Origin of the sequence: Saccharopolyspora erythraea, from assembly GCF_018141105.1 — a bacterium.
In the GTDB taxonomy this organism is placed as follows: domain Bacteria; phylum Actinomycetota; class Actinomycetes; order Mycobacteriales; family Pseudonocardiaceae; genus Saccharopolyspora_D; species Saccharopolyspora_D erythraea_A.
This window is the reverse complement of sequence record NZ_CP054839.1, coordinates 5,040,303-5,063,909: the sequence shown is the minus strand read 5'-3', so window position 1 is coordinate 5,063,909 and position 23,607 is coordinate 5,040,303. Positions and strand designations below refer to the sequence as shown.

Here is a 23,607-nt window from a genome sequence, read left to right as displayed (position 1 = left end):
GCGTGTCTTCGACCTCGTCATGCGCGGCGGTGCTGGTAGCGGGGGCCAAGCGGCTGCGACGCTTCAGCACCCGAGGACAACCTTTCAGCGGCGGCTTTCGCGCAACGCCTGGACCTCGAGCCGCAGGGAACGCAGCTCCGCGAGCAGTTCGGACTCGCCGTGCGAGCGCGGCGCGGGGATCTCGGCTTCCTCCTCCTTGATCTGCGACTCCATCGCGTTGACCACGACCGCGATGAACAGGTTCAGCACGGTGAAGCTGGAGATCAGGATGTAGCCGACGAAGAACACCCACGCCAGCGGCTTGGTCTCCATGACGCGCTGCATGGTGTCGGCCCAGCCGTCACCGGTCATGATCTGGAACAGCGTCAGCAGCGAGGTGCCGAGGGCGCCGAAGTGCTCCGCGTCGGCCTCGGAGAACAGCTTCGTGGCCATCACGCCCGCGACGTAGAGCACCAGCACCAGCAGCCCGACGATGGAGAAGACCCCCGGCAGCGCCTGCAGCAGGGCGGCGACGATTCGCCGCATGCTGGGGACCGTGGACAGCAGCCGCAGCGCGCGCAGGATGCGCAGGGACCGCACGACGGAGAACGCCGCCGAAGCGGGCAGCAGCGACAGCGACACGATCAGGAAGTCGAAGTTGTTCCAGTGGTCGCGGAAGAACCGCCAGCCGTAGGCGTAGACCTTGGCCGCGAGCTCGAGCACGAAGATGACGAGCGCGGTGCTGTCCACCAGGCCGATCAGCCCGCCGTAGCCTGCGGTCAGCGCCGGGGACGTCTCGCAGCCGAGCGCGAGCGCGTTGACCACGATCACGGTGGTGATCGACCACTGGAACCCGCGGGACTCGAAGACCGACCGCAGGCGCGCACGCAACGTCACTGGTTCTCCTCAGGAGGGAGGAAGGATCCGGAACACTACGGGCGATACTAGTCCGCTGTGAAGGGGAATCCCGTTCCGGTGAATGTCTAGTATGGACTGTCCAGTGCGGTGACTGAACGTGTTCGTCCCGGCGATCCGGCGACCCGCGCCGCGGGTTCGGCGTGGGTGCTCGACACGGCGCCTAAGCTCGGTGCATGGCGAAGTACATCGACGTGCACCCGGAGAACCCGCAGCGCCGGGCGATCGGCCAGGTCGTCGACATCCTCGACCGCGACGGCGTGATCGTGTACCCGACGGACTCCTGCTTCGCGCTGGGGTGCCGCCCGGGCAACAAGGAGGGGATCGACCGCATCCGCTCGATCCGGGGCCTCGACGAGCGGCACCACTTCACGCTGGTGTGCCAGAACTTCGCCCAGCTCGGCCAGTTCGTGCACATCAACAACGCCGTATTCCGCGCGGTCAAGGCGTCGACGCCCGGCAGCTACACCTTCATCCTCCCGGCGACCAAGGAGGTGCCGCGCAGGCTGATGCACCCGAAGAAGAAGACGGTGGGCATCCGCATCCCCGACCACGTCGCCGCGCAGGCGCTGCTGTCCGAGGTCGGCGAGCCGCTGGTGTCGAGCACCCTGCTGCTGCCGGACCAGGAGGATCCGCTGACCCAGGGCTGGGAGATCAAGGAGCTGCTCGACCACGCGGTCGACGCCGTGGTGGACTCAGGTGACTGCGGTGTCGAGCCCACCACGGTCGTCGACTTCTCCGGCGACGAGCCGGAGATCGTGCGACGCGGGGCGGGTGACACCTCGCGGTTCGAGTGAGCGAGCCGCTGCCGGCCGGCTGCCATCGTCCCCGCGCCCGCGCATCGCTCGATGCCTTGCATCGCCGGTCGTTCGGCGGAACGTGGGTCAGATCCGCCGGATCCTGGCCAGCCAGGCGGGCAGGTCGCCCAGTTCCCGGCGGCCGGGGTCGTCGGGGTCGGTGGCGCCCACGACACCCCGGTAGGTGCTCGCGCGCACGTCCTCGACGACCCATCCCTCGCCGAAGGCCGCGCGGATCTCCTCCGCGCTGACCTGGGGCCCGTACCCGGGCCCCTCGTCGGACAGGGCCAGCACGTGGACCAGCGCGCCCGGGTGGCAGACCCGTTGGAGTGCTCGCGCGTACCGGAGGCGGTCGACGGCGTCGAAGACGTGGAAGAGGGCGCTGTCCACGACGGTGTCGAACCTCGGTGGACCCTCGAGTGCAAGCGCGTCGGAGACCTCGAACCGGGCCGAGGAACCGTGTTCCACAGCGTTCAGCCGGGCTTGTGCAACGGCGATCTCGGAGAAGTCGGTTCCCAGCACGTCGTGGCCGAGCGAGGCTAGGTGGATGGAGTTCTCCCCGGTGCCGCACCCGGGATCGAGCACCGCGCCGCTGACCCGGCCGTCGCGTGCGAGGCCGACGACGACAGGTTGCGGCTCGCCGATGACCCACGGGGCGCTCCCGGCCTCGTATGCCTGGTCGTACACCGCGGTCGGTTCCGCCTGTTGCTGCGAGTCGGCCAGTTTCTCCCGCGCTTCGGCGAGGTCGTCCTCGGTGGGGGCGTCGTCCTGGGACAGCGCGAGCCGCCAGTATCCGGCGAAGTCCACGGCCCGCTTGTCCATCCCGCGCTCGCCGACCAGGTGGCGACGCAACGAACGCACCACCCCGGCCTCCCCGGCGAGCCAGGCGAACACCGGCCCGTCCGGGATGTCGGCGGCGCGCACGGCATCGAGCAGCAGCGTCGACCGCCCGGGCGGCGTTGCTCCCCGGTGCAGCCAGTGCACGGTGAGGTCGGCGCGGGTGTCGAGGCGCTGTTCCTCGGCGTTGTCGGCCACCTCGAGGTAGGCGACCGCGCGGGCGCCTTCGGGCAGTGACTCGACGAGGGTGCCGACGGCGGGCAGGGCGGTCTCGTCCCCGGCCATCAGAACCAGGTCGCTGCCGGCGATGGTGGTGCTCAGCGGGACGCGCCGCGCGTAGTCCGCGGACGGGCCGAAGACGCCGATGGTGTCTCCGGGGCCTGCCGACAGCGCCCACCGCGTCGCCGGGCCCGCGTCGTCGTGCAGGACGAAGTCGATGGTGACCAGGTCGCGCTCGCCGTCGTGTGAACGGATCGTGTAGCTGCGCATCCACGGGCGCTGGTCCTCGGGTATCTCCAGGAACGACTGGTACCAGCGCATCACGTCGCCGTCGCCGTCCGGCTCGGGCAGGCGCGGGCGGTCCTGCCCCGGCCTGGGGAAGTACAACTTCACCTGCTGGTCGGGTTCGTCGCCGATGGCGGCGGCGAGTCCGCCCGCGGCGAAGGTGATGCGCGCCGTGCGGGGCGTGATCCTCTCGACCTCGGTGACCTCGACGAGCGAAACCGGCAAAGACTGCTGCAACTCGGTTCTCCTGTGCGCGTTGGTGCGTGCGGTATCCGGCACACGTGTGTCCACTGAGGACCGGTGCCGGACTGTGGCCGTCTCCCGCCGGGCTCCGGGGTGTGTGCAGCGTCGTAGGGTGCGCCGATCTGCGGGCGTGCGCGACCGGCACCGAGCCGCCGCGGCCCCCGGCTGATAAGCTTACAACGTAAGGAGATGACTCGGGCAACGTTACTTTATGGTGTAAGGAGTCGCAAGTGGTCGTCTACGCCGGGCAGGGGGACCCCCGTCGTTCGATGTCGCTGCTGTGGCGGGACGCCGGTCCGGCGGCGGCGCGGACCGGACCCGGCCCGAAGCCCGGTCTCAGCGTGGACCTCGTCGTGGACACCGCGATCGAGCTGGCCGACGCCGAGGGCATGCCGGCGCTGTCGATGCGCGCGGTGGGCGAGCGGCTCGGCCGCACCGCCATGGCGCTCTACACCTACGTGCCCGGCAAGAACGAGCTGATCGACCTGATGTACGACCGGGCCCTCGCCGAGCTGCCGACCGACTATCCGGCGGACGAGGGGTGGCGCGGCGCGGTGAACGCGTGGGCCGACGACCTCTGGGGGTTCTACCTGCGGCATCCCTGGGTCCTGCAGGTGTCGCAGGCGCGTCCGGTGCTCGGGCCCAACGAGTACGGCGTGCTGGAGGCGCTGGTCCGCGCACTGGACGGGACCGGGCTGGCCGCCGGTGAGCTGCGCCGGGTCGTCGGCACGCTGTTCCACGTCGTGCGGGGTGCGGCGCAGACGATCGCCGAGTCGCGCCACGCGGCGGCGGCGACCGGTGTGTCCGACGAGGAGTGGTGGTTCGCCCGCGCCGGCGTGCTGCGCGAAGTGGCGCCGGACTTCGCCGAGCGGTTTCCGATGGTGCTGCGGCTGGAGGCCGACCAGGCGGCCGGGTGGGAGGACGACGGCTCGCCGTATTTGGAGCGCGAGGCGAAGCGGACTTTCGAGGCCGGACTGGCGGTGGTCCTCGACGGAATCGAGGCCGCGATGGCAAGGACCCAACGAGACGGGGCGCGGTGATTGTCTTTCAGCCCTTCCGGGGTCGTTGCGTGCAGTAGTCGACCGCGCACCGAAAGCGGGTTCGGCGGTCTTGCCGATCATCGCGGCAAGTGCGGTGACCTGGAGTCCTGCGCTTGCACGGTGGTGTGAACGCGCGGTGACGGCCGGGTGGGCGAACATCGCGAAATCCTTTTCCGCCGTTATCGGGGGAGATTTCCGGGTAAACCTGGCCGAGTGATCGGCACCGATATTCGCTCGCGCCACGAAGCCCTGCCGGTGGAAGCGCTTCGTTCTCTGCTTCAGAAATTGTTGTTATGCCGTTTTGGGGCAGTTTCCAGCGCTGCCCACGCCGATTTGTGGTTGCACGTTTTTCGGCATCCTTTCGGTGGCTCTACTTTCGGATCCGCCCGTGTTGCGGAACCGGATCGTGCTGGCTCCTGCGGCGAGAAACATGTGGTAGATGGGTTGCGAGAGCTGTCTGGGCCTGTGGTGGCGCCTCCCGCGGTCAACTGCGGAGATCCAACCGCGCCGAACTGATCCATAGCAGGGCACCAAGTCCTGTTCGACTTGCGCCGAAGAAGTCGGGCCGCGTTGCGAAAGATTAGTCGCTCTCTGTGTTGGGTGATTGCGCAGCGTGTGCCGCCTGGGTATTCCGGTCTTTCGTTACCACTCGGACGGGTGAACCGGGAGCGCCATTGTTGCGCTGTCTTCCCGGGCGTCGACTTATTGTGCGTTACGGCTCATCGGAGCTCAGCGGAGAGAAAGTTTTAGGTTTCATGGAACCCAGGACTTTGGACCCTGGGAATGGACAACCCGTGCGCGCGACGGGGCCATCCCATGGTCGACTGCACCAATTCTTCACCGCGACCTGCGACCGGGTACCCGGCAAGGTCGCGCTGGAGGCCGGTGACGTCCGGATGACTTACCGGCAGCTCGACAGGCGGGCCAACCAGCTCGCGCACCACCTTCTGACCCTCGGTCTCGGCACGGGCTCTCGCGTGGGGATCCTGCTGGAGCGGTCCGCGTGGACCTACGTCAGCCTGCTGGGAGTGCTCAAGGCCGGCGCGGCCTTCGTGCCCATCGACGCGGTCTCCCCTTCGGACCGGGTCGGCTACATCTGCGGTGACTCCCAGCTCGACCTGGTGATCACCTCCGGTGACCTGGCCGGGAACGTGGGCGGAGCCTGCCCGGTGCTGGACGTCGACCTGGTCGAGACGACGCTGGACCACACGCCGTCCACCAGGCCCGAGCTGCCCGACACATCCGACCCGCCCGCCTACGTCATCTACACCTCCGGTTCGAGCGGCCGCCCCAAGGGTGTCGAGGTGTCGCAGTCCAGCATCTGCAACTTCATCGACGTGGTGCCCGCGATCTACGACGTGCGCGAGTCCGACCGCGTGTACCAGGGCATGTCGATCTCGTTCGACTTCTCCATCGAGGAGATCTGGCCGACCTGGGCGGTCGGGGCGACGCTGGTGGCGGGCCCCAACGACTCGCGCAGGCTCGGCGAGGAGCTCGCCGAGTTCCTCGACGACAACGGCGTCTCGGTCCTGTACTGCGTGCCGACGCTGCTGGCGACGATCCACCGCGAGCTGCCGAAGGTGCGCAGCGTGCTGGTCGGCGGCGAGGCGTGCCCGGCCGAGCTGGTGGAGCGCTGGAGCACGCCCAAGCGGCGCATCCTCAACACCTACGGGCCGACCGAGGCCACCGTCACCGCGTCGTGGTGCGAGCTGCTTCCCGGCAGGCGGGTGACCATCGGGCGCGCGCTGCCGACCTACACGGTGGTGCTGCTCGACGAGGCGTTGCAGCTGGTGCCCGACGGCGACGTCGGTGAGATCTGCATCGGCGGACCCGGCGTGGCCAACGGCTACGTGGGCCAGCCGGAGAAGACCGCCGACCGGTTCGTCGAGCACCCGCTGGCGCCCCGCGGCGGACGGCTGTACCGCACCGGCGACCTGGGCCGCACCACCGAGGACGGTGAGATCGAGTACCTCGGCAGGGCCGACGCCGAGGTCAAGATCCGCGGCCGCCGGGTCGACCTGGGCGAGATCGACAACGTGCTGCTGGAGCACCCGGCGGTCTCCGGCGCGGTGACCGTGCTGACCGCCGACGGGATGGCGCTGGCGTCCTACCTGACCGTGCGCGAGGAAGCCGGCGACGAGCTGATCGCCGACCTGCACGACCGAGCCCGGGCGAAGCTGCCGGAGTACATGGTTCCCGCATTGGTCGACGTGCTCGGCGAACTGCCGACGATGCCCAGCGGCAAGGTCCACCGCGCACGGCTGCCCGCGCCCAGCGGGAGGCGGTTCAGCGCGGTCGCCGGCGAGGTCGTCCCGCCCGAGACCGACATGGAGAAGCAGGTCGCGGTGGTGTGGGCGGAGGTCTTCGGCCTCGACCCGCGCGAGCTGTCGGTGGACGCGGACTTCTTCGGCGACCTCGGCGGGCACTCGTTGCTCGCGGCCAACGTCGTCTCGGCGCTGCGGGAACGGCGCATCGGCGGCAGCCCGGCCGTGCGCGATCTCTACGCCCATCCGACCGTGCGGTCGCTGGCCCACCACCTGGACCTCGCGCCCACGCCCGGCCCCGCACCGGCGCGCCGGGTCGAGGCGGCGGTGCACCGGCGGCGGCGCACGGTGCCCGCCGGGCTCGCGCAGCTGGCGTTCCTGTACGTGTTGCTGCTGGTCGGGGTCGTTCCGGTGGCCTTGGTCTACAGCCGCTACGACGGCGTCGTCGGGATCTCCGGAGTCCTCGGCGAGCTGGCGCTGGCGGCCCTGACGACCTACGTGGTGCTGCGGTGGGTGCTGCCGGTGCCGCTGGCCAGAGCGCTCGCGGCCGGGATCCACCCCGGCCGGTACCGGTTGTGGGGGCTGACCTACCTGCGGCTGTGGGCGCTGGACCTGGTGCTGAACCTGGCGCCGCTGCCCGCGCTGAGCGGGTCGCCGCTGTACGCGCCGTACCTGCGGCTGCTCGGTGCCCGCGTCGGACGGCGCACCCAGATCGCCACCAGCGCGATCTCGCTGCCCACTCTGCTCGACATCGGCGACGACGCGAGCCTGGGCTACGACGTGCAGGTGCAGCCCTGGGTTGTCGACGACGGCTGGGTGGTCGTCGAGCCCATCCGGGTCGGCGAGGACGCCTTCGTCGGCTCCAGCACGGTGCTGGAACCGGGGGCATCGGTGGGAGCGGGCGCGGGCATCGCCGAGCATTCGGCGGTCGGCGGCGGCCAGGCCGTGCCACCGCAGCAGTGGTGGGCCGGTTCACCGCTGGTCGAGGTGTCCGCGCCGGAACCGATGGTGCAGGCGATGGCCGAGCTGCCCACCGCGCCCGGCTGGCGGGCCGGGCCGCTGCTGGGCGCGGCGGGCGGGCTGCTGCTGCTCGAGCTCACCGTCATCGCCATGGTGCTGCCGAGCATCGTGATGGTGTGGGCGCCGCTGCTGCTGTGGGGAACGCTCGCCGGACTGGTCGCCGCGGCGCTCGTCGGGCCGGTGTTCGTGGTGACGGTCTGCCTGCTCGTGGCGTTCATCCGCCGGCTCGTGCTGCCGCGCACCGAAGTCGGCATCCACCACGCGCGTTCCGGTCTCGGGGTGCGCAAGTGGATCGGGGACAAGCTGCTCGAGGCCAGCCTGGTCGCCACCAACTCGCTGTACGCGACGCTCTACACGGTGCCGTGGCTGCGGCTGCTCGGCGCCCGGGTCGGGCGCGGTTCGGAGGTCTCCACCGCCGCGTACTTCGACCCGGCGCTGCTGACCCTCGGCGAGCAGAGCTTCGTGGCCGACATGGCCAGCATCGGGTCGGCGCGCTTCTACAACGGCTACGTCGGGTTCGCGCGGACCGAGATCGGGCGACGCTCGTTCGTGGGCAACGCCGCGTTCGTGCCGTCGGGCACCTCCACCGGCGACGGCTCGTTGCTGGGCGTGCACACCGTGCCGCCCGCGGCCGAGGTGCCCGCGGAGTCCTCGTGGCTGGGCTCGCCGGCGATCTTCCTCCCGCAACGCCAGTCCAGCGGATCCTTCTCGGAGCGCACGACGTTCCGGCCGCCACCGCGGGCCGTGGTCGAGCGGCTGGCGATCGAGTACTTCCGCGTCACGATGCCGGCCTCGGTGCTGGCCGTGGCGGTGTACCTGACCCTGCTCGGGCTCTCCGAGCTGGCGGGCGCCACCGGCGCGCTGGCCACGCTGCTGCTGGCGCCGGTGCTGTTCGCGCTGGGCAGCGTGCTGGTTCTGCTGTTCGTCGTCGCGTTCAAGTGGGTCCTGGTCGGTGCCTACCGGCCGCGCATCGAACCGCTGTGGAGCAGGTTCGTGCGGCGGACCGAGCTGGTGACCGGGGTGTACGAGGCCGCGGCGGTGCCCGCGCTGCTGGGCACGCTGACCGGCACGCCGCTGCTGCCGCCCGCGTTGCGGATGCTGGGGACCAGGATCGGCAAGTGCGCCTGGATCGGCACGACCTACGTCACCGAGTTCGACCTGGTCCACATCGGGCAGAACGCGACGGTGGGCAAGGGCGTGTCGTTGCAGACTCACCTGTTCGAGGACCGGGTGATGAAGATGTCGCAGGTGCGCGTCGGCGACGGCGCCACGGTCGGGGAGCGTTCGATCGTGCTCTACGACGCCGAGGTCGGCGTCGGCACCGCGCTGGAGTCGCTGTCGCTGGCGATGAAGGGCGAGCAGCTCACCCCGGGAACCCGGTGGCGGGGCATCCCGGCGCAGGGGGTCCTGTGATGCGCGCACCGGTCTCGCTCAACCTGATCGACCTGGACCGGGCACCGGTCCCGGCCGGTCGCGCCACCGCGCACGAGACCGGTGGCCCGGTGCCCGCGCGCCGCTCGCTCGCGGCGCGGGACGCGTTGCTGGACGTGCTGTCCGGCGTCCTCGGCCGCCGACCCGACGAGGCGGCGGTCCGGCCGGGGACGCCCTGCGACGGGGTGTACTTCAGCGAGGCCCGACGCGACGAGCGGTACCTTGTCGGGACCTCGGCGTGGTACCCGCTTGGTGTGGAGTGCAAGTCCGCGGTGCCCGGTTGCCCGCCCCCGCTGGTGGAGCGGATGCTGCCGGCCGGGGAGCGACGTGAGGTCGCCAGGCTCCCCGCTGCCGCGCGTCCGCTGGCGTTCGCGCTGTGCTGGTGCCGGATGGTCGCCGCGGTCAAGGCCTGCGGCGCGACGCTCGACGACGCGGCGCACTGCATGGCCGCGACCTCGCAATGGGCCGCGGTCGTCGCCCCGGGGCTGGTGGCGGGCGCGGCCGTGCTCACCGAGCACGGGATCGACGTGCGGTGGCGCACCACCGCGTGGGAGAAGGACGCGTCATGAGACGACCACTGGCACTGGTGTACCGGGGACCCGCGGCCAAACCGGTGGAGTGCTCCGAGGCGGCGGCCGAGCTGCTCAGCAGCTCGCCGCGGCGCTTCGACATCCGCTACGTCGGTCCCAAGGAGCGGCTGGAGCTCAGTCCGCGGACGCTGGCTTCGGCGACGCTCTACATCCAGCCCGGCGGGGGCGGGCTCAAGCGCGGCTACCGCGCGATGAAGTCCTACAAGAAGGCGATCCGTGAGTTCGTCGGGGACGGCGGCCGTTACGTCGGGTTCTGCCTGGGGGGCTATCTCGCCGGTGCGTCACCCGGTTTCGCACTGCTGCCGGGGGATACCGACCAGTACATCTCGACCTGCGGCGCGACCGTGAGGTCAACTGACGAGACGGTTGTGGAGGTGCTCTGGCGGGGCCGGGCGCGCTACCTGTACTTCCAGGACGGTGCGATGTTCCTGCTGAGCCCGGACGCCCGAGGTGTCGATGTCCTGGCCCGCTACCGCAGCGGGGAGATCGCCGCGCTGGCGGCGCCCTTCGGCGCGGGACGGGTGGCGGTGGCCGGACCGCACCCGGAGGCCACATCCGACTGGTTCGAGGACGCCGGGCTGCACATTCCGGGAGGGTCGGGCTTCGACCTCGGGCACGACCTCATCGAGGCGGTGATGGCTTGAGATGACCAGGACCTCCAGGGGGCTGCTGGCCATCGGTTCCGCCTGCTTGCTGGTGACCGCGGTCGCCTGCGCGCCGGAGGGCAATGACCAGCCGTGGCCGCAGCGGCCGGTGGTCGACCTGGACTACCGGGTCGCCGACGACCTGAGCTCGGCGACCGGGCGGGAGCGGGTCGTGTTCACCCCGGACATGCGGGTGTGCGAGCTGGTCTTCCGGCTGTGGCCCAACGAGCCGACCGCGGCGCGCACCGGTACCTCGATCGTGGTGACCGGTGCTTCCGTCGACGGCAGGCCCGTGGCGCCGCGGCCAGCGGCGGACGCCGCCGCCGGATCGCAGGGCACGCTGGTCGAGCTGCCGCTGGGCCGCTGCGTGCAGGCCGGTGACGCTGTGACGGCCGTGTTGGACTTCCGGTTGACCCTCGGCCGGGACTCCGGCGAGCGGTGGGGCTACCTGCCGTCCCGCGAGATGGCGTGGTTCGGCAACGGCTTCCCGCTGCTGCCGTGGGTGCGCGGGCAGGGCTGGGCCCGCGACGCCGCCACGGTGATCCCGGGGGAGACGGCCACCAGCGAGGACTTCGAGCTGGCATCGCTGTCGGTGACCGCGCCGTCGCGGCTCACCGTGTTCGGCACCGGGACCCGCAGGGCGGCCGAGGCGGGTCGGGCGCCCGGCACCACCATCCACCACTTCGCCGCCGACGCCGTGCGCGACGTCCTGGTGACGGTCGGGAACTTCGACGTGCTGGAGCGCACGGTCAGCGGGGTGCAGATCCGGCTCGCCACGCCGAAGCCGGGCCGCAACGGCGACGGGGACGGCAACGGCGACGGGAACGGGAACGGGAGCGAGGAAGGCGAGGGGAACGGCAACGGCAGGGGGACGAAGGTCTCCCCGCAACGGTGGATGGAGGAGATCTCCGACGAGCTGCGCGCCCTGCAACACCTGCTCGGGCCGTTGCCGTACCGGGACCTGTGGGTGACCGTCGTGCCGACGATCGGCGACGGCGTCGAGTTCCCGACCGCGCTGCTGTTCGGCGACCTGCGGCGCAAGGAGGTGCGCTCGCTGGTCGCCCACGAGCTCGGACACCAGTGGTTCTACGCGCTGGTCGGCAACAACCAGGCGCGCGACCCGTGGATCGACGAGTCCTTCACGACGTTCGTGCAGGCGCTGGTGGTCGACCAGCAGGACGACTACCGGCTGGAGGACGTCCCGCGGGGCGTGGTCGGACACCTCGGCGAGCCGATGGACTACTGGGGGCGGACCGGCGGCTACGACAACTACGTGGCCGGTGTGTACCAGCAGGGGGCGGCGGTGCTGCTGGAGGCGCGCAGGCGGGCGGGACCCCAGCGGTTCGACCGCACGCTGCGCGACTACGTGGCCCGCTCGGCGCACCGCGTGGTCGGGCCCAGGGACGTTCTCGCCGCGTTCCACGACCTGCCGCAGGTGACCGACCTGCTCAGGCAGTACGGAGTGCGTGAAGGGGGAAACAGGTGAACACGAGGCTGCTGGTGTCGGACGCGGAGCACTTCCGGATCGACTACGAGATCAACCCGTACATGACGACGGACAACCAGCCCGACACCGCGCTGGCGGTCGCCGAGCACAAGGCGATCATGGAGGCCCACCACAACGCGGGCCGGTTCCTGGAGCACGTGCCGTCGGAGCCGGAGTGCCCGGACATGGTCTACGTGGCCAACTCCGCGCTGGTGTGCGGTGGGCGCGCCGTGCTGAGCAGCCTGCCCGCGGCCCGCAGGCCGGAGACCCGCCACCACCGGCGCTGGTTCGAACGGCTGGGCCTGGAGGTGGTCGACGCGCCGTTCGCGTTCAGCGGCCAGGGCGACGCCCTGCCCTGCGGCGGGTTGCTGTTCGCGGGAAGCGGGTGGCGGACCGATCCCCGCATGCACGGCTTCCTGCGCCGCAGGCTCGGCTACGAGGTCGTGTCCCTGCGGACGGTCAGCGACCACTGGTACGACATCGACCTCGCCGTCGCGGTGCTGGACCAGCGCACCGTCGCCTACTGCCCCCAGGTGCTCGACGAGCAGAGCAGGCGACGCATCCGCGGGCTGGGCCTGGACCTCATCGAGGTGCCGGTCGCCGAAGCCGAGCGCTTCGCGCTGAACCTCGTCAGCGACGGCGCGAGCGTCACGATGGCCTGCGGCGCCCCGGAGTTCGCGGGCGAGCTGCGTGCCCGCGGGTTCACCGTGTTCGAACTGGACATCACCGAGCTGGCCAAGGGCGGCGGGGGCGTCCGCTGCACGTCGCTGACGCTGGACAACCCGTGACAGGACGGTGGGGATGAACCTGGACGAGACGACCCTCTCCGGTCGCAGCCACCCCGCGCAGCCCAAGGCCCGGCGCCTGCGCGGGGTGGACGCCACCCGCGGGATCGCGCTGATCGGGATGATGGGCGTGCACGCGCTCTACACCGGCGACCTCGATGAGGGCCCCGCTCTCTGGTACTCGGTCGCCGGTGGACGCGCCGCGGCGACCTTCGCCGTGCTCGCGGGGCTGGGCATCGCGTTCAGCACCGGCCGCCGGCGGATCGAGCCCGGCGTGCGGGGCTGGGCGACCGCGGCGTCGCTGACCGCCCGGGCGCTGGCCATCGCCTTCATCGGCCTGGCGCTGGGCTTCTCCGATCCCGACATCGCCGACGTGATCCTCACCTACTACGGCGTGCTGTTCCTGCTCGCGATACCGCTGGTGTTCCTCAGCACCCGCGCGCTGGCGGTCACCGGCGTGGCCATCGCGCTGCTGATGCCGGTGGTGAGCATGCCGCTGCGGGTGCTGCTGCCCGCGCCCCGGCTGGAGAACCCGACCTTCGCCTGGCTGTTCTCCGACCCGCTCGGGCTGCTGGTGGAGATTCTGCTGACCGGCGTCTACCCGGTGCTGCCCTGGACGACCTACCTGTGCGCCGGGCTGCTGCTGGGGCGGCTGCGGCTGTCGACGGTGCGCACCGCGTGGCGGCTGCTGGTGGGCGGCACGGCGCTGGCCGTCGGCGCGTGGCTGGTGTCCTGGTTGCTGCTGCGGCCGCTCGGCGGGCTGGAGAAGATCGCCGAAGCCGGCGAGGCCGCGGGCATGTCCTCCGGCGCCGTCGACTACGTCATCGACTTCGGACCCACGGGCAACCCGCCCACGTCGTCGTGGTGGTGGCTCGCGCTGAGCTCCCAGCACTCGGCGACGCCGTTCGACCTGCTGCACACCACCGGCGTCGCGGTCGGGCTGCTGGGTCTGATGCTGCTGCTGGCGCACGTGTCGAACCCGAACTACCGGCTGGCGCTGGACGCCTTCATCGAGCCGCTGGCCGCGGCGGGATCGATGACCCTGACCCTCTACAGCGCGCACGTGGTGTTCATGAACTCGCCGTTGGACGTCTTCGACGAGGAGCTCAGCCTCGCGATCCAGGTCCTGGTCTCGGTGTTCTTCGCGCTGCTGTGGCGGCACCACGTCGGCAGGGGGCCGCTGGAGTCCGGCGTCACCTGGCTGTCCACGAAGGCGCGCACCGCCGTCGAGCGCCGGGCATGACCCGGTCCGCCCACCGCCGGGCGCGGTGGGCGGACCGGGCGCGGCGGGTCAGGCGAGCGCCACCGCGTGCGAGGCGACCGTGCCGAACAGCGACTCCGACCGCAGAGCGGCGTAGCCGGGCTTGATGACCTCGTTGATCAGCGCGAGCCGCTGGTCGAACGGCAGGAACGCCGACTTCATCGCGTTCACCGTGAACCACTGGAGGTCGTCGAGGGTGTAGTCGAAGCACTCCACCAGCTCGCCGAACTCCCGGGACATCGAGGTCTGGCTCATCAGCCGGTTGTCGGTGTTGACCGTCACCCGGAAGTTCAGCCTGCGCAGCAGCGCGATCGGGTGCTCGGCCACCGACGGCACGGTGCCGGTGTGCACGTTGGACCGCGGGCACATCTCCAGCGGGATCCGGCGGTCGCGGACGAACGAGGCCAGCCTGCCGAGCCGGGCCGTGCCGTCCTCGCCCACGGTGATGTCGTCGACGATGCGCACGCCGTGGCCGAGCCGGGCGGCGCCGCACCACTGGATCGCCTCCCAGATCGAGGGCAGCCCGAAGCCCTCGCCCGCGTGGATGGTGAAGTGGCAGTTCTCCCGCCGCAGGTACTCGAAGGCGTCCAGCGAACGGGTGGGAGGGAAGCCCGCCTCCGGCCCGGCGATGTCGAAGCCGACCACGCCCGAGTCGCGGTACTTCACGGCGAGCTCGGCGATCTCCCTGGCGCGCGGCTCCTGGCGCATCGCGCACAGCAGGACGCCGATGCGGATGCGCCTGCCCGCGGCGGCCGCCCTGGCCGCGCCCTGGCGGAAGCCGTCCAGGATCGCCTCGACGACCTCGTCGAGGCTCATGCCGCGCTGCGTGCTGAGCTCGGGCGCGTAGCGGACCTCGGCGTAGACCACGCCGTCGGCGGCCAGGTCCTCGGCGCACTCGGCGGCGACCCGGCTGATCGCGCCCGGGGTCTGCATGACCCCGACGGTGTGCACGAAGCGCTCCAGGTACTCCTCAAGCGATCCGGCCGTGGTCGCCCCTGCGAACCATTCCGCCAGACCGTCCACATCGGAGGTCGGGAGCGCGTCGTAGCCGGTTTCCTCGGCGAGCTCGGCGACGGTGCTCGGCCGGACACCGCCGTCGAGGTGGTCGTGGAGCAGCACCTTCGGGCTGCGGCGGATCTGGTCTTCGGTCGGCACGATGTGCACGACTGCTACCTCCTGATCGTTCTCGGTGGGGTCAGTTCTCGGTTGCGGGGCGGATGAGCAGGGCGGTCAGCAGGGCCAGCGCCACGAAGACCGCCGACGACCACAAGGCGGCCTGGAAGGCACCCGCGGTCGGCGGTCCGCCCGCGGTGGCGGCGGTGACGACGCTGGAGGAGACCGCGATGCCCAGCGACGCGCCGACGCCGAAGCACGCGCCGTTGAGCCCGGGCAGCGAGCCGGGCTTGTCCGCCGGGGCGGAGGCCACGGCCAGCCCGTTGAGCGCGGTCAGGCTGTAGCCGGTGTAGGTGATGCCCAGAACGGCCAGGGCAGCGCAGGCCACCCAGGGCGACTGCGGGAACAGCACCAGCGGGACGAAGGCGGCGGCGGTGCCCACCGCGCCGATCAGCACCGAGCGCCGCCAGCCCAGCCGGGGTGCGAACTGGCCGGCCAGCGGGGCGGCCAGCAGGCCCAGCGCCGAGGCCGGGGTGAGGAACAGCAGCGCCGAGGTCGTGGCCGACATCCCGTAGCCCGCGCCGGGGGTCTGGGTCAGCAGCGGGATGGTGAAGTTGAGCATCCCGAACACCCCGGCCAGGGTGAACACGGTGGTCAGCAGCAGCGGCCACACCTGGCGCGAGGCGAGGACCGAGGTGTCGATGATGCCGTCGCGCGTGTGCTTCTGGACGAACCCGAACAGCACGAGCGAGGCCAGCCCGGCGAGCAGCAGCACCAGCGTGGCGGGGGAGGTCCATCCCCACGCACCGCCCTCGTTCAACGCGAGCAGGACACCGGTCAGCCCGATGCCCAGCAGCGCGGCGCCCCGCCAGTCCATCCGCCCGGAAGCCGGCACGCCGGATTCCGGGACGGCGAAGTGCACCGCGACGGCGGCCACCGCGGTGACCACCAGGGTGATCAGAAAGATCCCCCGGAAGCCGACGCTGTCGGCGACGGTGCCGCCGATGACCGCGTCCACCCCGGCGATGCCGCCGTTGACGGCGGTGATGACGCCCAGGGCGCGGCCGAACCGCTGCGGGGACAGCGACTCGTGCAGGATCAGGTATGCGAGCGTGAACGCGGCGGAGGAGATGCCCTGCAGCATCCGGCCGACCACGAAGACCTCGATGCTCGGGGCCAGCACGCAGACCACCTCGCCGACGATCAGGATCGCCAGCGTGACCAGCAGCATCCGGCGGCGGCCGAGGTGGTCGCTCAGGCGCGCGATCGTCACCTGGCCGATGGCGGCGAACAGGAAGAACAGCGTCTGGGACAGCCCGGCCGGGCCGCTGGTGGTGTGCAGGCGCTCGATCACGTCCGGCAGTGCGGGCGTGAGCATGGTGGCGTTGATCTGGAAGCCGGCCACCGCGAGCACCAGCGCGGCGAGCAGGCCGGCCTGGCGCGTCGGTGGCGCCGCGGGTGCCGGCTGGTTGCGGATCGTGGTCATGAGAGCCTCCGCCTCGGGGAGAGGGCATGGGAAGGTCGACCGCGTTCGGGTGGGCGAACGGCGTGGAGGAGTCGCGTTCCTGGGTCGAACCCGACCGCTCTTGTCAGACATGTGGATGTGTTGAGCGAAGGGTCTACCCGCTCCGCGGCGGCGAAGTCAATAGCCGTGCATCGGAAAATCCTGGTCGATCCCCTGAACTTCCGGTGTCCCGGTAGTTGACTTGCCCGCCCTCCGTCTTTAGCTTGTCTGACATCAACTGGAAGGCAGGGGGTGCAGCGTGGCGGCCAGAAGACCGCAGCGGCGGCCGGTCGTGGAGCTCTACGAGCGGATCGTCGACGCCATCCGGGAGGGCAGCTACCCGCCCGGCTCGACGCTGCCGTCCGAACCCGAGCTGGCAGGCGCTCTCGGCGTGAGCAGGCCCGCGCTGCGCGAGGCGCTGATCCTGCTGCAGGAGGACGGTGTGATCACCGTCCGCCGCGGAGTGGGCCGCACGGTCAGCGAGCGGCCCGCGCGGCGCGGCTTCGAGCGGTTGCAGCCGATCGAGGTCCTGCTCGGCCAGGACGCCGCCAAGGTGCGGCCGCTGGTGCGCGACATCGAGGAACCGACCGACCTGGTGATGCAGCACCTGCCGGTGCCCGCCGCCGGTGAGGTCCGGTTCTGGGAGAGCGCCGTCGACGTCGACGGCGTGCCCGCGTGCCTGGCCGAGGAGTGGTGCGTGCACGACGCGGCGCTCGCCGCCGTCGACCCGGCGCTGCCGGAGGCGATGACCGCCGGCGCGCACGAGCCGAGGACGATGCTGCACGCCCTGGCCGCGGCCGACCCCTGCCTGCCGCTGAGCGGGGCGAGCACGGTCACCGCGACCGTGCTCGGGCGGCGCCGCGGGACGACGCTGGAGCGCTCGGCCGACACCCCGGTCGTGCTGATCACCCAGGTTGTCTCGATCGAGCGGACCCCGCTGCTCGTGGCGAAGTACGTGCTGCCCAGCGGTGCCCCGGGCATCGCGGTGCACCAGTCCCGATGAGCCACCGACCCACCGACGAGTTCCACCAGAGAGGCAAGTGACCGATGGCGCCCAAGGAAACACTGATCGTCGACTGCGACACCGGCATCGACGACGCGCTGGCGTTGCTCTACCTCCTGCGGGACCCCGGCGTGGACATCCGCGCGGTGACCACCGTGTTCGGCAACACCGACGTCCAGACGGCGGCCGACAACACCCTGCGCGTGCTGGAGCTGGCCGGGCGCAACGACATCCCGGTGGCCATCGGCGCACGCAGCAACTGGCGCGGCTCCACCCACCCGGCGCCGCACGTGCACGGCGGCAACGGCCTCGGTGACGTCGGGCTTCCCGCCGCGAGCGCGAAGCCGGTCCGGGAACCGGCGGCGGAGCTGATCGTGCGGCTCGCCCGGGAGAACCCCGGCGAGCTGCACCTGCTCGCGGTCGGGCCGCTGACCAACCTGGCCACCGCGCTGCTGCTGGAACCGAAGCTGCCCGCGCTGGTCAAGCACGTCACGATCATGGGCGGTGCCGTCCACCACCCGGGAAACGTCACCCCTGCGGCCGAGGCCAACATCCACAACGACCCCGAAGCGGCTCGGATGGTCCTGGGCGCCGGTTGGGACGTCACCCTCGTGCCGCTGGACGTGACCATGACCGAGGTGATCACCGAGGAGCTGGCCGGACGGCTGCGCGCGCAAGGTTCGTCCTGCGCGGGCTTCGCGGCCGGGATCCTGACCCACTACCTCGACTTCTACGAGCGCGAGGTCTTCGGCGAGCGAGGCGCGGCCTGCCACGACCCGCTCGCGGCGGCCATCGCGGTCGGCGACGTCGACGCGGAGCTGGCGCCGACCGTCGTGGTGGACGTCGAGACCGGGGACGGGCCGGGGAGGGGTGCCACCATCGCCGACACGCGCGGGCAGTACCGCGGCTTCCCGGGTGTGGAGGGCGCGAGGGTGCGCGTGGTGCTCAGGACCGACGGGACGTTCCCGCGGCGGCTGACCGAGCGGCTGTGCGGTCCGTCCGGCGCCGGTACCCGCCACGTCGCCTAGCCGATGCCGTCGAGGGAGAGGAGGCGCGCGATGCCGCGTGCCGCGACAACCGCGCCCGAGCTGGTGGTGGTCGGTTCGCTGAACGCTGACCTGACCGCCCGGGTGCGCCGCCATCCCGCGCCGGGCGAGACCGTGCGGGGCGACGCGCTGACCGTCAGCGGTGGCGGCAAGGGCGCCAACCAGGCCGTGGCCGCCGCCCGGCTCGGTGCCCGCACCGCCATGGTCGGCCGCGTGGGCGCCGACGCCCACGGCGACATGCTGCTCGAAGCCCTGCGCGCCGACGGCGTGGACACCGCCCGCACCCTGCGCGACCCCGGCGCCCCGACCGGGACCGCGCTGATCACGGTGGCGGACTCGGGCGAGAACAACATCATCGTGTGCGCGGGCGCGAACGAGCGGCTGTCGCCCAACGACATCGAAGCCGCCAAGCCCGTGATCGGCGCGGCGCGGGTGGTGTCGCTGGTGCTGGAGGTGCCGGTCGCCACGGTCGTCGCGGCGGCCCGCGCGGCGGGCGAGGCGGGAACCCGGGTCGTGCTGAACCTGTCGCCGGTGGTCGAGCTGCCGCCGGAGGTGCTGGCGCTGGCCGACCCGCTGGTCGTCAACGAGCACGAGGCCCGGCAGCTCCTGGCCGCGGGCGCCCCGGATGACGACCGGGCGATCGCGACCGCGCTGCTCGCGCTCGGCGCCCGGTCGGCCGTGGTCACCCTCGGCGAACGAGGTGCCGTCGTGGCCGTGCCCGGCCGCGTCGAGCACGTACCGGCAGTACCCACCGACGCCGTCGACACCACCGGTGCCGGTGACGCCTTCGCCGCCACCGCGGCCTGGCGTCTGGGCCGAGGCGACGCACTGCCCGACGCGGCCCGTTGGGCGAGTCGCGTGAGCGCCTGCTGCGTGCGGAAACCCGGCGCGCAACCGTCCTATCCCACGCTGGACGCCGTGGCCGAGGCAGTGCGCTGCTGAGAAGGCGAGGCGTCCGGGACTCCCCGAAGCTGGTGATCATGACAACGAACCGCAACGCCGTCGTCCTGTCCGCTCTCGGCCTCACCGCCCTGCTGGCCTCCGGCTGCGCCGCCGCCCACGGCTCGACCGCGCAGTCGGCCGAACCGGCGCCGAACCTCTACGACCTGAAGAAGTCGATCTCCGAGTACCACGACTCGGGGCAGTGGGACGCCGACGTCGCGCGGGCGGACCACTGGCGGGCGGCCACGCGGAGCGCGGCGTGAAGCTGCCGAACCCCATCTACCGGACGCCCTGAACACGCGACGGGGGCCGGAACCAGTCCGGCCCCCGTCGGCGGCAGCGGTCAGTCCGCGGCCTTCTCACTGCTCTCGGGCAGCTCGCGCATGTGGACGGCGAGCGCCCAGATCACGGCCACGTCGATGGCGATGATCAGCAGAGACCACATCGGCTGGTAGGGAATGAACAGGAAGTTCCCCAGTGCGCTGAGGCCGACGATGATCATGCCGACGACCCTGGCCCACGTCTGCCCCATCATCAGGGCGATGCCGGTGGCGCCGACCAGGACGCCCAGGACGAGGTGCGCCCAGCCCCAGCCGGTGACGTCGTAGCTGAAGATGTAGCTGTCGGTCACGACGTAGTAGGAGCTGCGCAGGATCGCCGCGAGACCGATGATCAGGTGGAACAGTCCGACGATCATCATCATGACGGCGGCGAACAGTTCCAGCCCGCCGACCCAGGACTGCTTGGCCGTCGGGATGTGGTAGGTGCCGTGCGATGCCTGTGCCATGGCAGTCAACTCCTTCGCGTCTGTTTGCCGGGCGCGTTCGGCGACGCGCCAACCCCGCCGCGGACGCTCAGGCGTGCGCCGGGCCGGTTTGCGGCGGGAGGTCGGTGGCCGTCTGCGGCCGCATCTGGATGGCCCGCGTGGCGGCGATGGCGCCGTAGATCACCAGCAGCGCCCCGAGCAGGTAGGTCAGCGTGACCAGTCCGACGCCGGGGTAGACCAGCAGCGCGATGCCCGCCAGGATGCTCAGCACCCCGCCCGCGATCGCCCAGCCGCGCGAGGGCACGTCGCGGTGCACCAGCGCGTGGAAGGTCTCGCCGATGCCGCTGACCGTCCAGTACACGCCGAGCACCAGTGGGAACAGCGCCGCGGTGGCGATCGGGGAGCGAAGGACGAGCAGCCCGGCGATGACGGCAAGCACCGCCAGCAGGATCGGCACGAAGCCGCCCTCACCGTGGGAGCTCACCGCCCGGACGAACCAGTAGATTCCGCCGACCAGCAGTTGGACGCCGAAGATGATCGCGATGGCCAGGATCGTCGGTCCCGGCCAGAACAAAGCGAGCACACCGGCCAGCACGGTGAGGATTCCGAAAGTCAGCAGCCACCCCCAGGACCGGCCGAGCTTGCCCAACGGCTCGGCGGCCGACGTGGCGGACTGCCACTGTGCTTGGGACATGAACACCTCGCAAGAGAGCGGGTCGCGCGTCTCAGATTGCCGACCTGCTCACACGAATCCACAGAGTCGAACGACCCGGGCTCTACCCACACCCCACACAGGGCGGTGCTGTGGTTCTCATCCCGTCGACCTGGCGCCAGCCCGATCAGACCGGGTCAAGGGGGCCCACCCATGCCAACCGCAGGCTGCCTCGAAAACCGGCCCCCTTGACGCGGTCTGATAGCCCTCGTGGAGGTCGGCGGGATGAGAACCACCATCCACCCCACCGCAGGATGCCTCGAAAACCCGCTCATCCCGGAGACCTGCCGGGGGCCTGGGGGCGGCGAGCGCCCCAGAAACCCCCACTCACCGCGACCCGCAAAGTCAGGGTGGCTGCCTCGAAAACTTGTGCGCTCCCGCCCTCAGCGTGAGCGGCCGGCCCAGGCCGCTGCGCCGAAAACTTGTGCGCCCCCGCTCTCAAGGTGAGCCGCCGGGCCAGGCCGTTGCGTCGAAAACCCGCGGGTCCCCGCTCTCAGCGTGAGCCGCCGGGCCAGGCCGCTGCGTCGAAAACCCGTGCGCCCCCGCTCTCAAGGTGAGCCGCCGGGCCAGGCCGCTGCGTCGAAAACCCGCGGGTCCCCGCTCTCAGCGTGAGCCGCCAGCCCAAGGCCGCGACCCCGCAAACCCACGCGCCCCCGCCCTCAAGGCGACCCACTAGTGCCGTGTCAGGCAGGGTTTGCCCTGTTTGATCGCGACGCGCCGTGGTTGGTGCCGCATAGGTTGGTGTGATCGTTTCAGACTGTGGATCATGGCTGAGCGGGTACGGGTTCGGGAGCTCGATGACGATGAGGGCAACCGGTTGTTGCGGATCATTCGTCGTGGCAGTGGGTCGGTGGTGACCTGGCGCAGGGCGCAGATGGTGCTGCTGTCCGCGCAGGGCATGCCGGTGGCCAAGATCGCGACAGTGGCGTTCACCAGCGAGGATCGGGTTCGAGACGTGATCCACAACTTCAACACCGACGGGTTCGACTCGCTGTACCCGAAATACAAGGGTGGACGTCCGCCGACGTTCACTCTGCCGCAGCGGCGAGAGATCAAGAAGGTCGCCAAGTCCAAGCCTGCCGAGCACGGGCTGCCGTTTTCGACCTGGAGTCTGACCAAGCTGGCGGATTTCCTGGTCGCCGAGGGGGTGGTCGAGGACATCAGCCACGAGGGCCTGCGCGCGATCCTGCGCGCGGAAGGGGTGTCGTTTCAACGGATAAAGACCTGGAAGACCTCCCGGGATCCGGACTATGCGGTGAAGAAAGCTCGTATCGAGCACCTGTATGCGATCGCCGACGGCGAGATCGTCGGCGAGACCGACGATCCGACCGTGGTGTTCAGCATGGACGAATTCGGGCCACTGAACCTGCAACCCCACCCAGGACGGCAGTGGGCCGAGCGGGGTGGCAAGCACAAAGATCCCGGCCGTGACCCCCGGCCCCGGCAACGAGCTACCTACACGCGTCCCCACGGGGTCCGCCACCTGCTCGCCGCTCTCGACCTGGCCACCGACAGAATGTACGGACACGTCAAGACATCCAAGAAGCGAACCCAGTTTCTCCAGTTCTGCCGCTACCTGCGCGGTCTGTATCCACCGAAGGTGCGCATCGCGATCGTCTGCGACAACGCCAGCCCGCATCTGAGCACCCGGATCGACACCAGGGTCTCGGTCTGGGCTGAGGCCAACAACGTCGAGATCGCCTACACGCCAACGAACTCGTCCTGGATCAACCGCATCGAGGCTCAATTCACCGCGCTGCGCTACTTCACCCTCAACGGCACCGACCACACCAGCCACACCGAACAAGCCAGCATGATCCGCCGCTACATCGCCTGGCGAAACCGCAACACCGACAACCCCCGACTACGCAAGATCGTCCAACGGGCAAACGTAGCCTGACGCAGCACTAGTCCAGCCGCGACCCACAACCGCCCCACCCTCACGCCCACCTCCCCTCAGCCCCAGGCCGAAAGACCTTCCCCCCGCCCGCTCCGCGAGCGGGCCTCCTCCCCTCCCAGCCTGGGGCTGTCCCCAAGTCAGGACCAAGGGCCCGGTCGCGAGGTGCCGTTGCGCATGCATCCTCGCAGTGGTAGCCGACAGCGACCGTGGGAAGCGGTGTGTTCGGCGTTCCCCGTGTGCATCCCACGTACCGGCAGTGTTGCCCGTTTGGAGAACGATCATGACCCGTACCCGATCCGACGTGCTGTCGCCCGCGGACACCACCGGTGTGCAGGCGACGAGGCCCGGCATGGTGATCCCGGCCGCTCGCCCCTCCGAGGACCTCGTGGGTGCTCCGCAGACCCTCGAAGTCGGTGACTCGGCGTGGCTGGTGGTGAACCGGGGGCCGGACAAGGGTTCGGGGTTCGCGATCACGAGTGCCACCACGACGATCGGCAGGCACCGCGAGTGCGACATCGTGCTGGACGACGTCACCGTGTCCCGCTTCCACGCCGAGCTGGTCCGCCAGGACGGCCGCTACTTCCTGGCCGATGGCGGCTCGCTGAACGGGACCTACCTCAACCGGCGGCCGGTGGACTGGAAGCGCCTGGCCGACGGCGACGAGATCTGGATCGGCAAGGTCCGGTTCACCTTCCACATCGCCTGATCCGTCCACGCCAAGCCTCGCGTGCCCGGGCGTGGTGGGGCCCCGCTACCGCGAGACCCCGCCGCCACGCGGCCCCGCCACCGCGAGACCCCACCGCTGCGCCGAAAAGCAGGCCAGCT

20 protein-coding genes are annotated in these 23,607 nt (G+C 70.9%); 14 read left to right on the top strand and 6 right to left on the bottom strand.

The window, feature by feature from the left end:
* Positions 1-84: 84 nt before the first annotated feature.
* A complete protein-coding gene (locus tag HUO13_RS22850) occupies positions 85-876 on the bottom strand; it encodes an ion transporter (RefSeq protein WP_211897147.1) in 792 nt (263 codons plus the stop codon).
* A gap of 194 nt (positions 877-1,070) precedes the next feature.
* On the opposite strand from HUO13_RS22850, the gene HUO13_RS22845 reads away from it, so the two are divergent.
* Positions 1,071-1,691, top strand: coding sequence for an L-threonylcarbamoyladenylate synthase (locus HUO13_RS22845; RefSeq protein WP_211897146.1), 621 nt, complete (start codon positions 1,071-1,073; stop codon positions 1,689-1,691).
* A gap of 87 nt (positions 1,692-1,778) precedes the next feature.
* Here the strand turns inward: HUO13_RS22845 and HUO13_RS22840 are convergent, their stop codons facing one another.
* The gene (locus HUO13_RS22840) at positions 1,779-3,269 is read right to left on the bottom strand and encodes an SIP domain-containing protein (RefSeq protein ID WP_211897145.1); all 1,491 of its coding nucleotides are present in this window, start codon (positions 3,267-3,269) and stop codon (positions 1,779-1,781) included.
* Between the two features lie 236 nt (positions 3,270-3,505).
* Between HUO13_RS22840 and HUO13_RS22835 the strand changes: the two genes are divergently transcribed.
* The 7 genes from HUO13_RS22835 (at position 3,506) to HUO13_RS22805 (ending at position 13,778) form a co-directional block, all read left to right on the top strand.
* Positions 3,506-4,315 (top strand): TetR/AcrR family transcriptional regulator, encoded by an 810-nt coding sequence (locus tag HUO13_RS22835; RefSeq protein ID WP_211897144.1) that lies wholly within the window; start codon positions 3,506-3,508, stop codon positions 4,313-4,315.
* 794 nt (positions 4,316-5,109) lie between these two features.
* On the top strand, positions 5,110-9,012 hold the full coding sequence (locus tag HUO13_RS22830) for a Pls/PosA family non-ribosomal peptide synthetase (protein WP_249123960.1): 3,903 nt from the start codon (positions 5,110-5,112) through the stop codon (positions 9,010-9,012).
* The gene (locus tag HUO13_RS22825; RefSeq protein WP_211897142.1) at positions 9,012-9,599 is read left to right on the top strand and encodes a 4'-phosphopantetheinyl transferase family protein; all 588 of its coding nucleotides are present in this window, start codon (positions 9,012-9,014) and stop codon (positions 9,597-9,599) included. Before HUO13_RS22830 ends, HUO13_RS22825 begins: the two co-directional genes overlap by 1 nt.
* Positions 9,596-10,264 carry a BPL-N domain-containing protein gene (locus HUO13_RS22820; protein WP_211897141.1) on the top strand — a complete coding sequence of 223 codons (669 nt, stop codon included), beginning with the start codon at positions 9,596-9,598 and terminating at the stop codon, positions 10,262-10,264. The genes HUO13_RS22825 and HUO13_RS22820 overlap by 4 nt, the downstream gene beginning before the upstream one ends.
* Position 10,265: 1 nt before the next feature.
* Complete coding sequence (locus tag HUO13_RS22815; RefSeq protein WP_211897140.1) at positions 10,266-11,750, top strand: M1 family aminopeptidase; 1,485 nt, start codon at positions 10,266-10,268, stop codon at positions 11,748-11,750.
* Positions 11,747-12,538, top strand: a complete 792-nt coding sequence (locus HUO13_RS22810) for a dimethylarginine dimethylaminohydrolase family protein (protein ID WP_211897138.1) — start codon at positions 11,747-11,749, stop codon at positions 12,536-12,538. The genes HUO13_RS22815 and HUO13_RS22810 overlap by 4 nt, the downstream gene beginning before the upstream one ends.
* 13 nt (positions 12,539-12,551) lie before the next feature.
* Positions 12,552-13,778: a heparan-alpha-glucosaminide N-acetyltransferase domain-containing protein gene (locus tag HUO13_RS22805; protein WP_211897137.1), complete on the top strand. Its 1,227-nt coding sequence runs from the start codon at positions 12,552-12,554 to the stop codon at positions 13,776-13,778.
* 48 nt (positions 13,779-13,826) lie between these two features.
* Here the strand turns inward: HUO13_RS22805 and HUO13_RS22800 are convergent, their stop codons facing one another.
* Both HUO13_RS22800 and HUO13_RS22795 read right to left on the bottom strand, forming a co-directional pair.
* Positions 13,827-14,960, bottom strand: coding sequence for an adenosine deaminase (locus tag HUO13_RS22800; protein ID WP_211897136.1), 1,134 nt, complete (start codon positions 14,958-14,960; stop codon positions 13,827-13,829).
* 31 nt (positions 14,961-14,991) lie between these two features.
* Positions 14,992-16,395, bottom strand: a complete 1,404-nt coding sequence (locus HUO13_RS22795) for an MFS transporter (protein WP_211897135.1) — start codon at positions 16,393-16,395, stop codon at positions 14,992-14,994.
* Positions 16,396-16,672: 277 nt separating this feature from the next.
* Between HUO13_RS22795 and HUO13_RS22790 the strand changes: the two genes are divergently transcribed.
* From HUO13_RS22790 to HUO13_RS22775, 4 genes are read left to right on the top strand one after another with little or no spacing between them, the layout of a single operon-like run.
* Complete coding sequence (locus HUO13_RS22790; protein WP_211897134.1) at positions 16,673-17,416, top strand: GntR family transcriptional regulator; 744 nt, start codon at positions 16,673-16,675, stop codon at positions 17,414-17,416.
* Positions 17,417-17,460: 44 nt separating this feature from the next.
* Complete coding sequence (locus HUO13_RS22785; protein WP_211897132.1) at positions 17,461-18,444, top strand: nucleoside hydrolase; 984 nt, start codon at positions 17,461-17,463, stop codon at positions 18,442-18,444.
* A 30-nt stretch (positions 18,445-18,474) separates the two neighbouring features.
* Positions 18,475-19,404 carry a ribokinase gene (locus tag HUO13_RS22780; RefSeq protein ID WP_211897131.1) on the top strand — a complete coding sequence of 310 codons (930 nt, stop codon included), beginning with the start codon at positions 18,475-18,477 and terminating at the stop codon, positions 19,402-19,404.
* A 38-nt stretch (positions 19,405-19,442) separates the two neighbouring features.
* Positions 19,443-19,667, top strand: a complete 225-nt coding sequence (locus tag HUO13_RS22775) for a hypothetical protein (protein WP_249123959.1) — start codon at positions 19,443-19,445, stop codon at positions 19,665-19,667.
* Positions 19,668-19,747: 80 nt separating this feature from the next.
* Here HUO13_RS22775 and HUO13_RS22770 read toward each other — a convergent pair whose 3' ends face one another.
* Positions 19,748-20,191: a DUF7144 family membrane protein gene (locus HUO13_RS22770; protein ID WP_211897130.1), complete on the bottom strand. Its 444-nt coding sequence runs from the start codon at positions 20,189-20,191 to the stop codon at positions 19,748-19,750.
* Between the two features lie 67 nt (positions 20,192-20,258).
* Positions 20,259-20,864, bottom strand: coding sequence for an HdeD family acid-resistance protein (locus tag HUO13_RS22765; protein WP_249123958.1), 606 nt, complete (start codon positions 20,862-20,864; stop codon positions 20,259-20,261).
* A gap of 784 nt (positions 20,865-21,648) precedes the next feature.
* Here HUO13_RS22765 and HUO13_RS22760 point away from each other — a divergent pair.
* Both HUO13_RS22760 and HUO13_RS22755 read left to right on the top strand, forming a co-directional pair.
* Positions 21,649-22,782 (top strand): IS630 family transposase, encoded by a 1,134-nt coding sequence (locus tag HUO13_RS22760; protein WP_211897129.1) that lies wholly within the window; start codon positions 21,649-21,651, stop codon positions 22,780-22,782.
* Between the two features lie 280 nt (positions 22,783-23,062).
* Entirely contained in the window at positions 23,063-23,488 is a 426-nt protein-coding gene (locus HUO13_RS22755; protein ID WP_211897128.1) for an FHA domain-containing protein, read from the top strand.
* The last annotated feature ends 119 nt before the right edge of the window (positions 23,489-23,607 follow it).

Coding starts and splice junctions, on each gene's coding strand:
- HUO13_RS22845 (WP_211897146.1), top strand. CDS start 1,071: ATGGCGAAGTACATCGACGTGCACCCGGAGAACCCGCAGCGCCGGGCG.
- HUO13_RS22825 (WP_211897142.1), top strand. CDS start 9,012: ATGCGCGCACCGGTCTCGCTCAACCTGATCGACCTGGACCGGGCACCG.
- HUO13_RS22820 (WP_211897141.1), top strand. CDS start 9,596: ATGAGACGACCACTGGCACTGGTGTACCGGGGACCCGCGGCCAAACCG.
- HUO13_RS22815 (WP_211897140.1), top strand. CDS start 10,266: ATGACCAGGACCTCCAGGGGGCTGCTGGCCATCGGTTCCGCCTGCTTG.
- HUO13_RS22805 (WP_211897137.1), top strand. CDS start 12,552: ATGAACCTGGACGAGACGACCCTCTCCGGTCGCAGCCACCCCGCGCAG.
- HUO13_RS22795 (WP_211897135.1), bottom strand. CDS start 16,395: ATGACCACGATCCGCAACCAGCCGGCACCCGCGGCGCCACCGACGCGC.
- HUO13_RS22785 (WP_211897132.1), top strand. CDS start 17,461: ATGGCGCCCAAGGAAACACTGATCGTCGACTGCGACACCGGCATCGAC.
- HUO13_RS22780 (WP_211897131.1), top strand. CDS start 18,475: ATGCCGCGTGCCGCGACAACCGCGCCCGAGCTGGTGGTGGTCGGTTCG.
- HUO13_RS22775 (WP_249123959.1), top strand. CDS start 19,443: ATGACAACGAACCGCAACGCCGTCGTCCTGTCCGCTCTCGGCCTCACC.
- HUO13_RS22770 (WP_211897130.1), bottom strand. CDS start 20,191: ATGGCACAGGCATCGCACGGCACCTACCACATCCCGACGGCCAAGCAG.
- HUO13_RS22765 (WP_249123958.1), bottom strand. CDS start 20,864: ATGTCCCAAGCACAGTGGCAGTCCGCCACGTCGGCCGCCGAGCCGTTG.
- HUO13_RS22760 (WP_211897129.1), top strand. CDS start 21,649: ATGGCTGAGCGGGTACGGGTTCGGGAGCTCGATGACGATGAGGGCAAC.
- HUO13_RS22755 (WP_211897128.1), top strand. CDS start 23,063: ATGACCCGTACCCGATCCGACGTGCTGTCGCCCGCGGACACCACCGGT.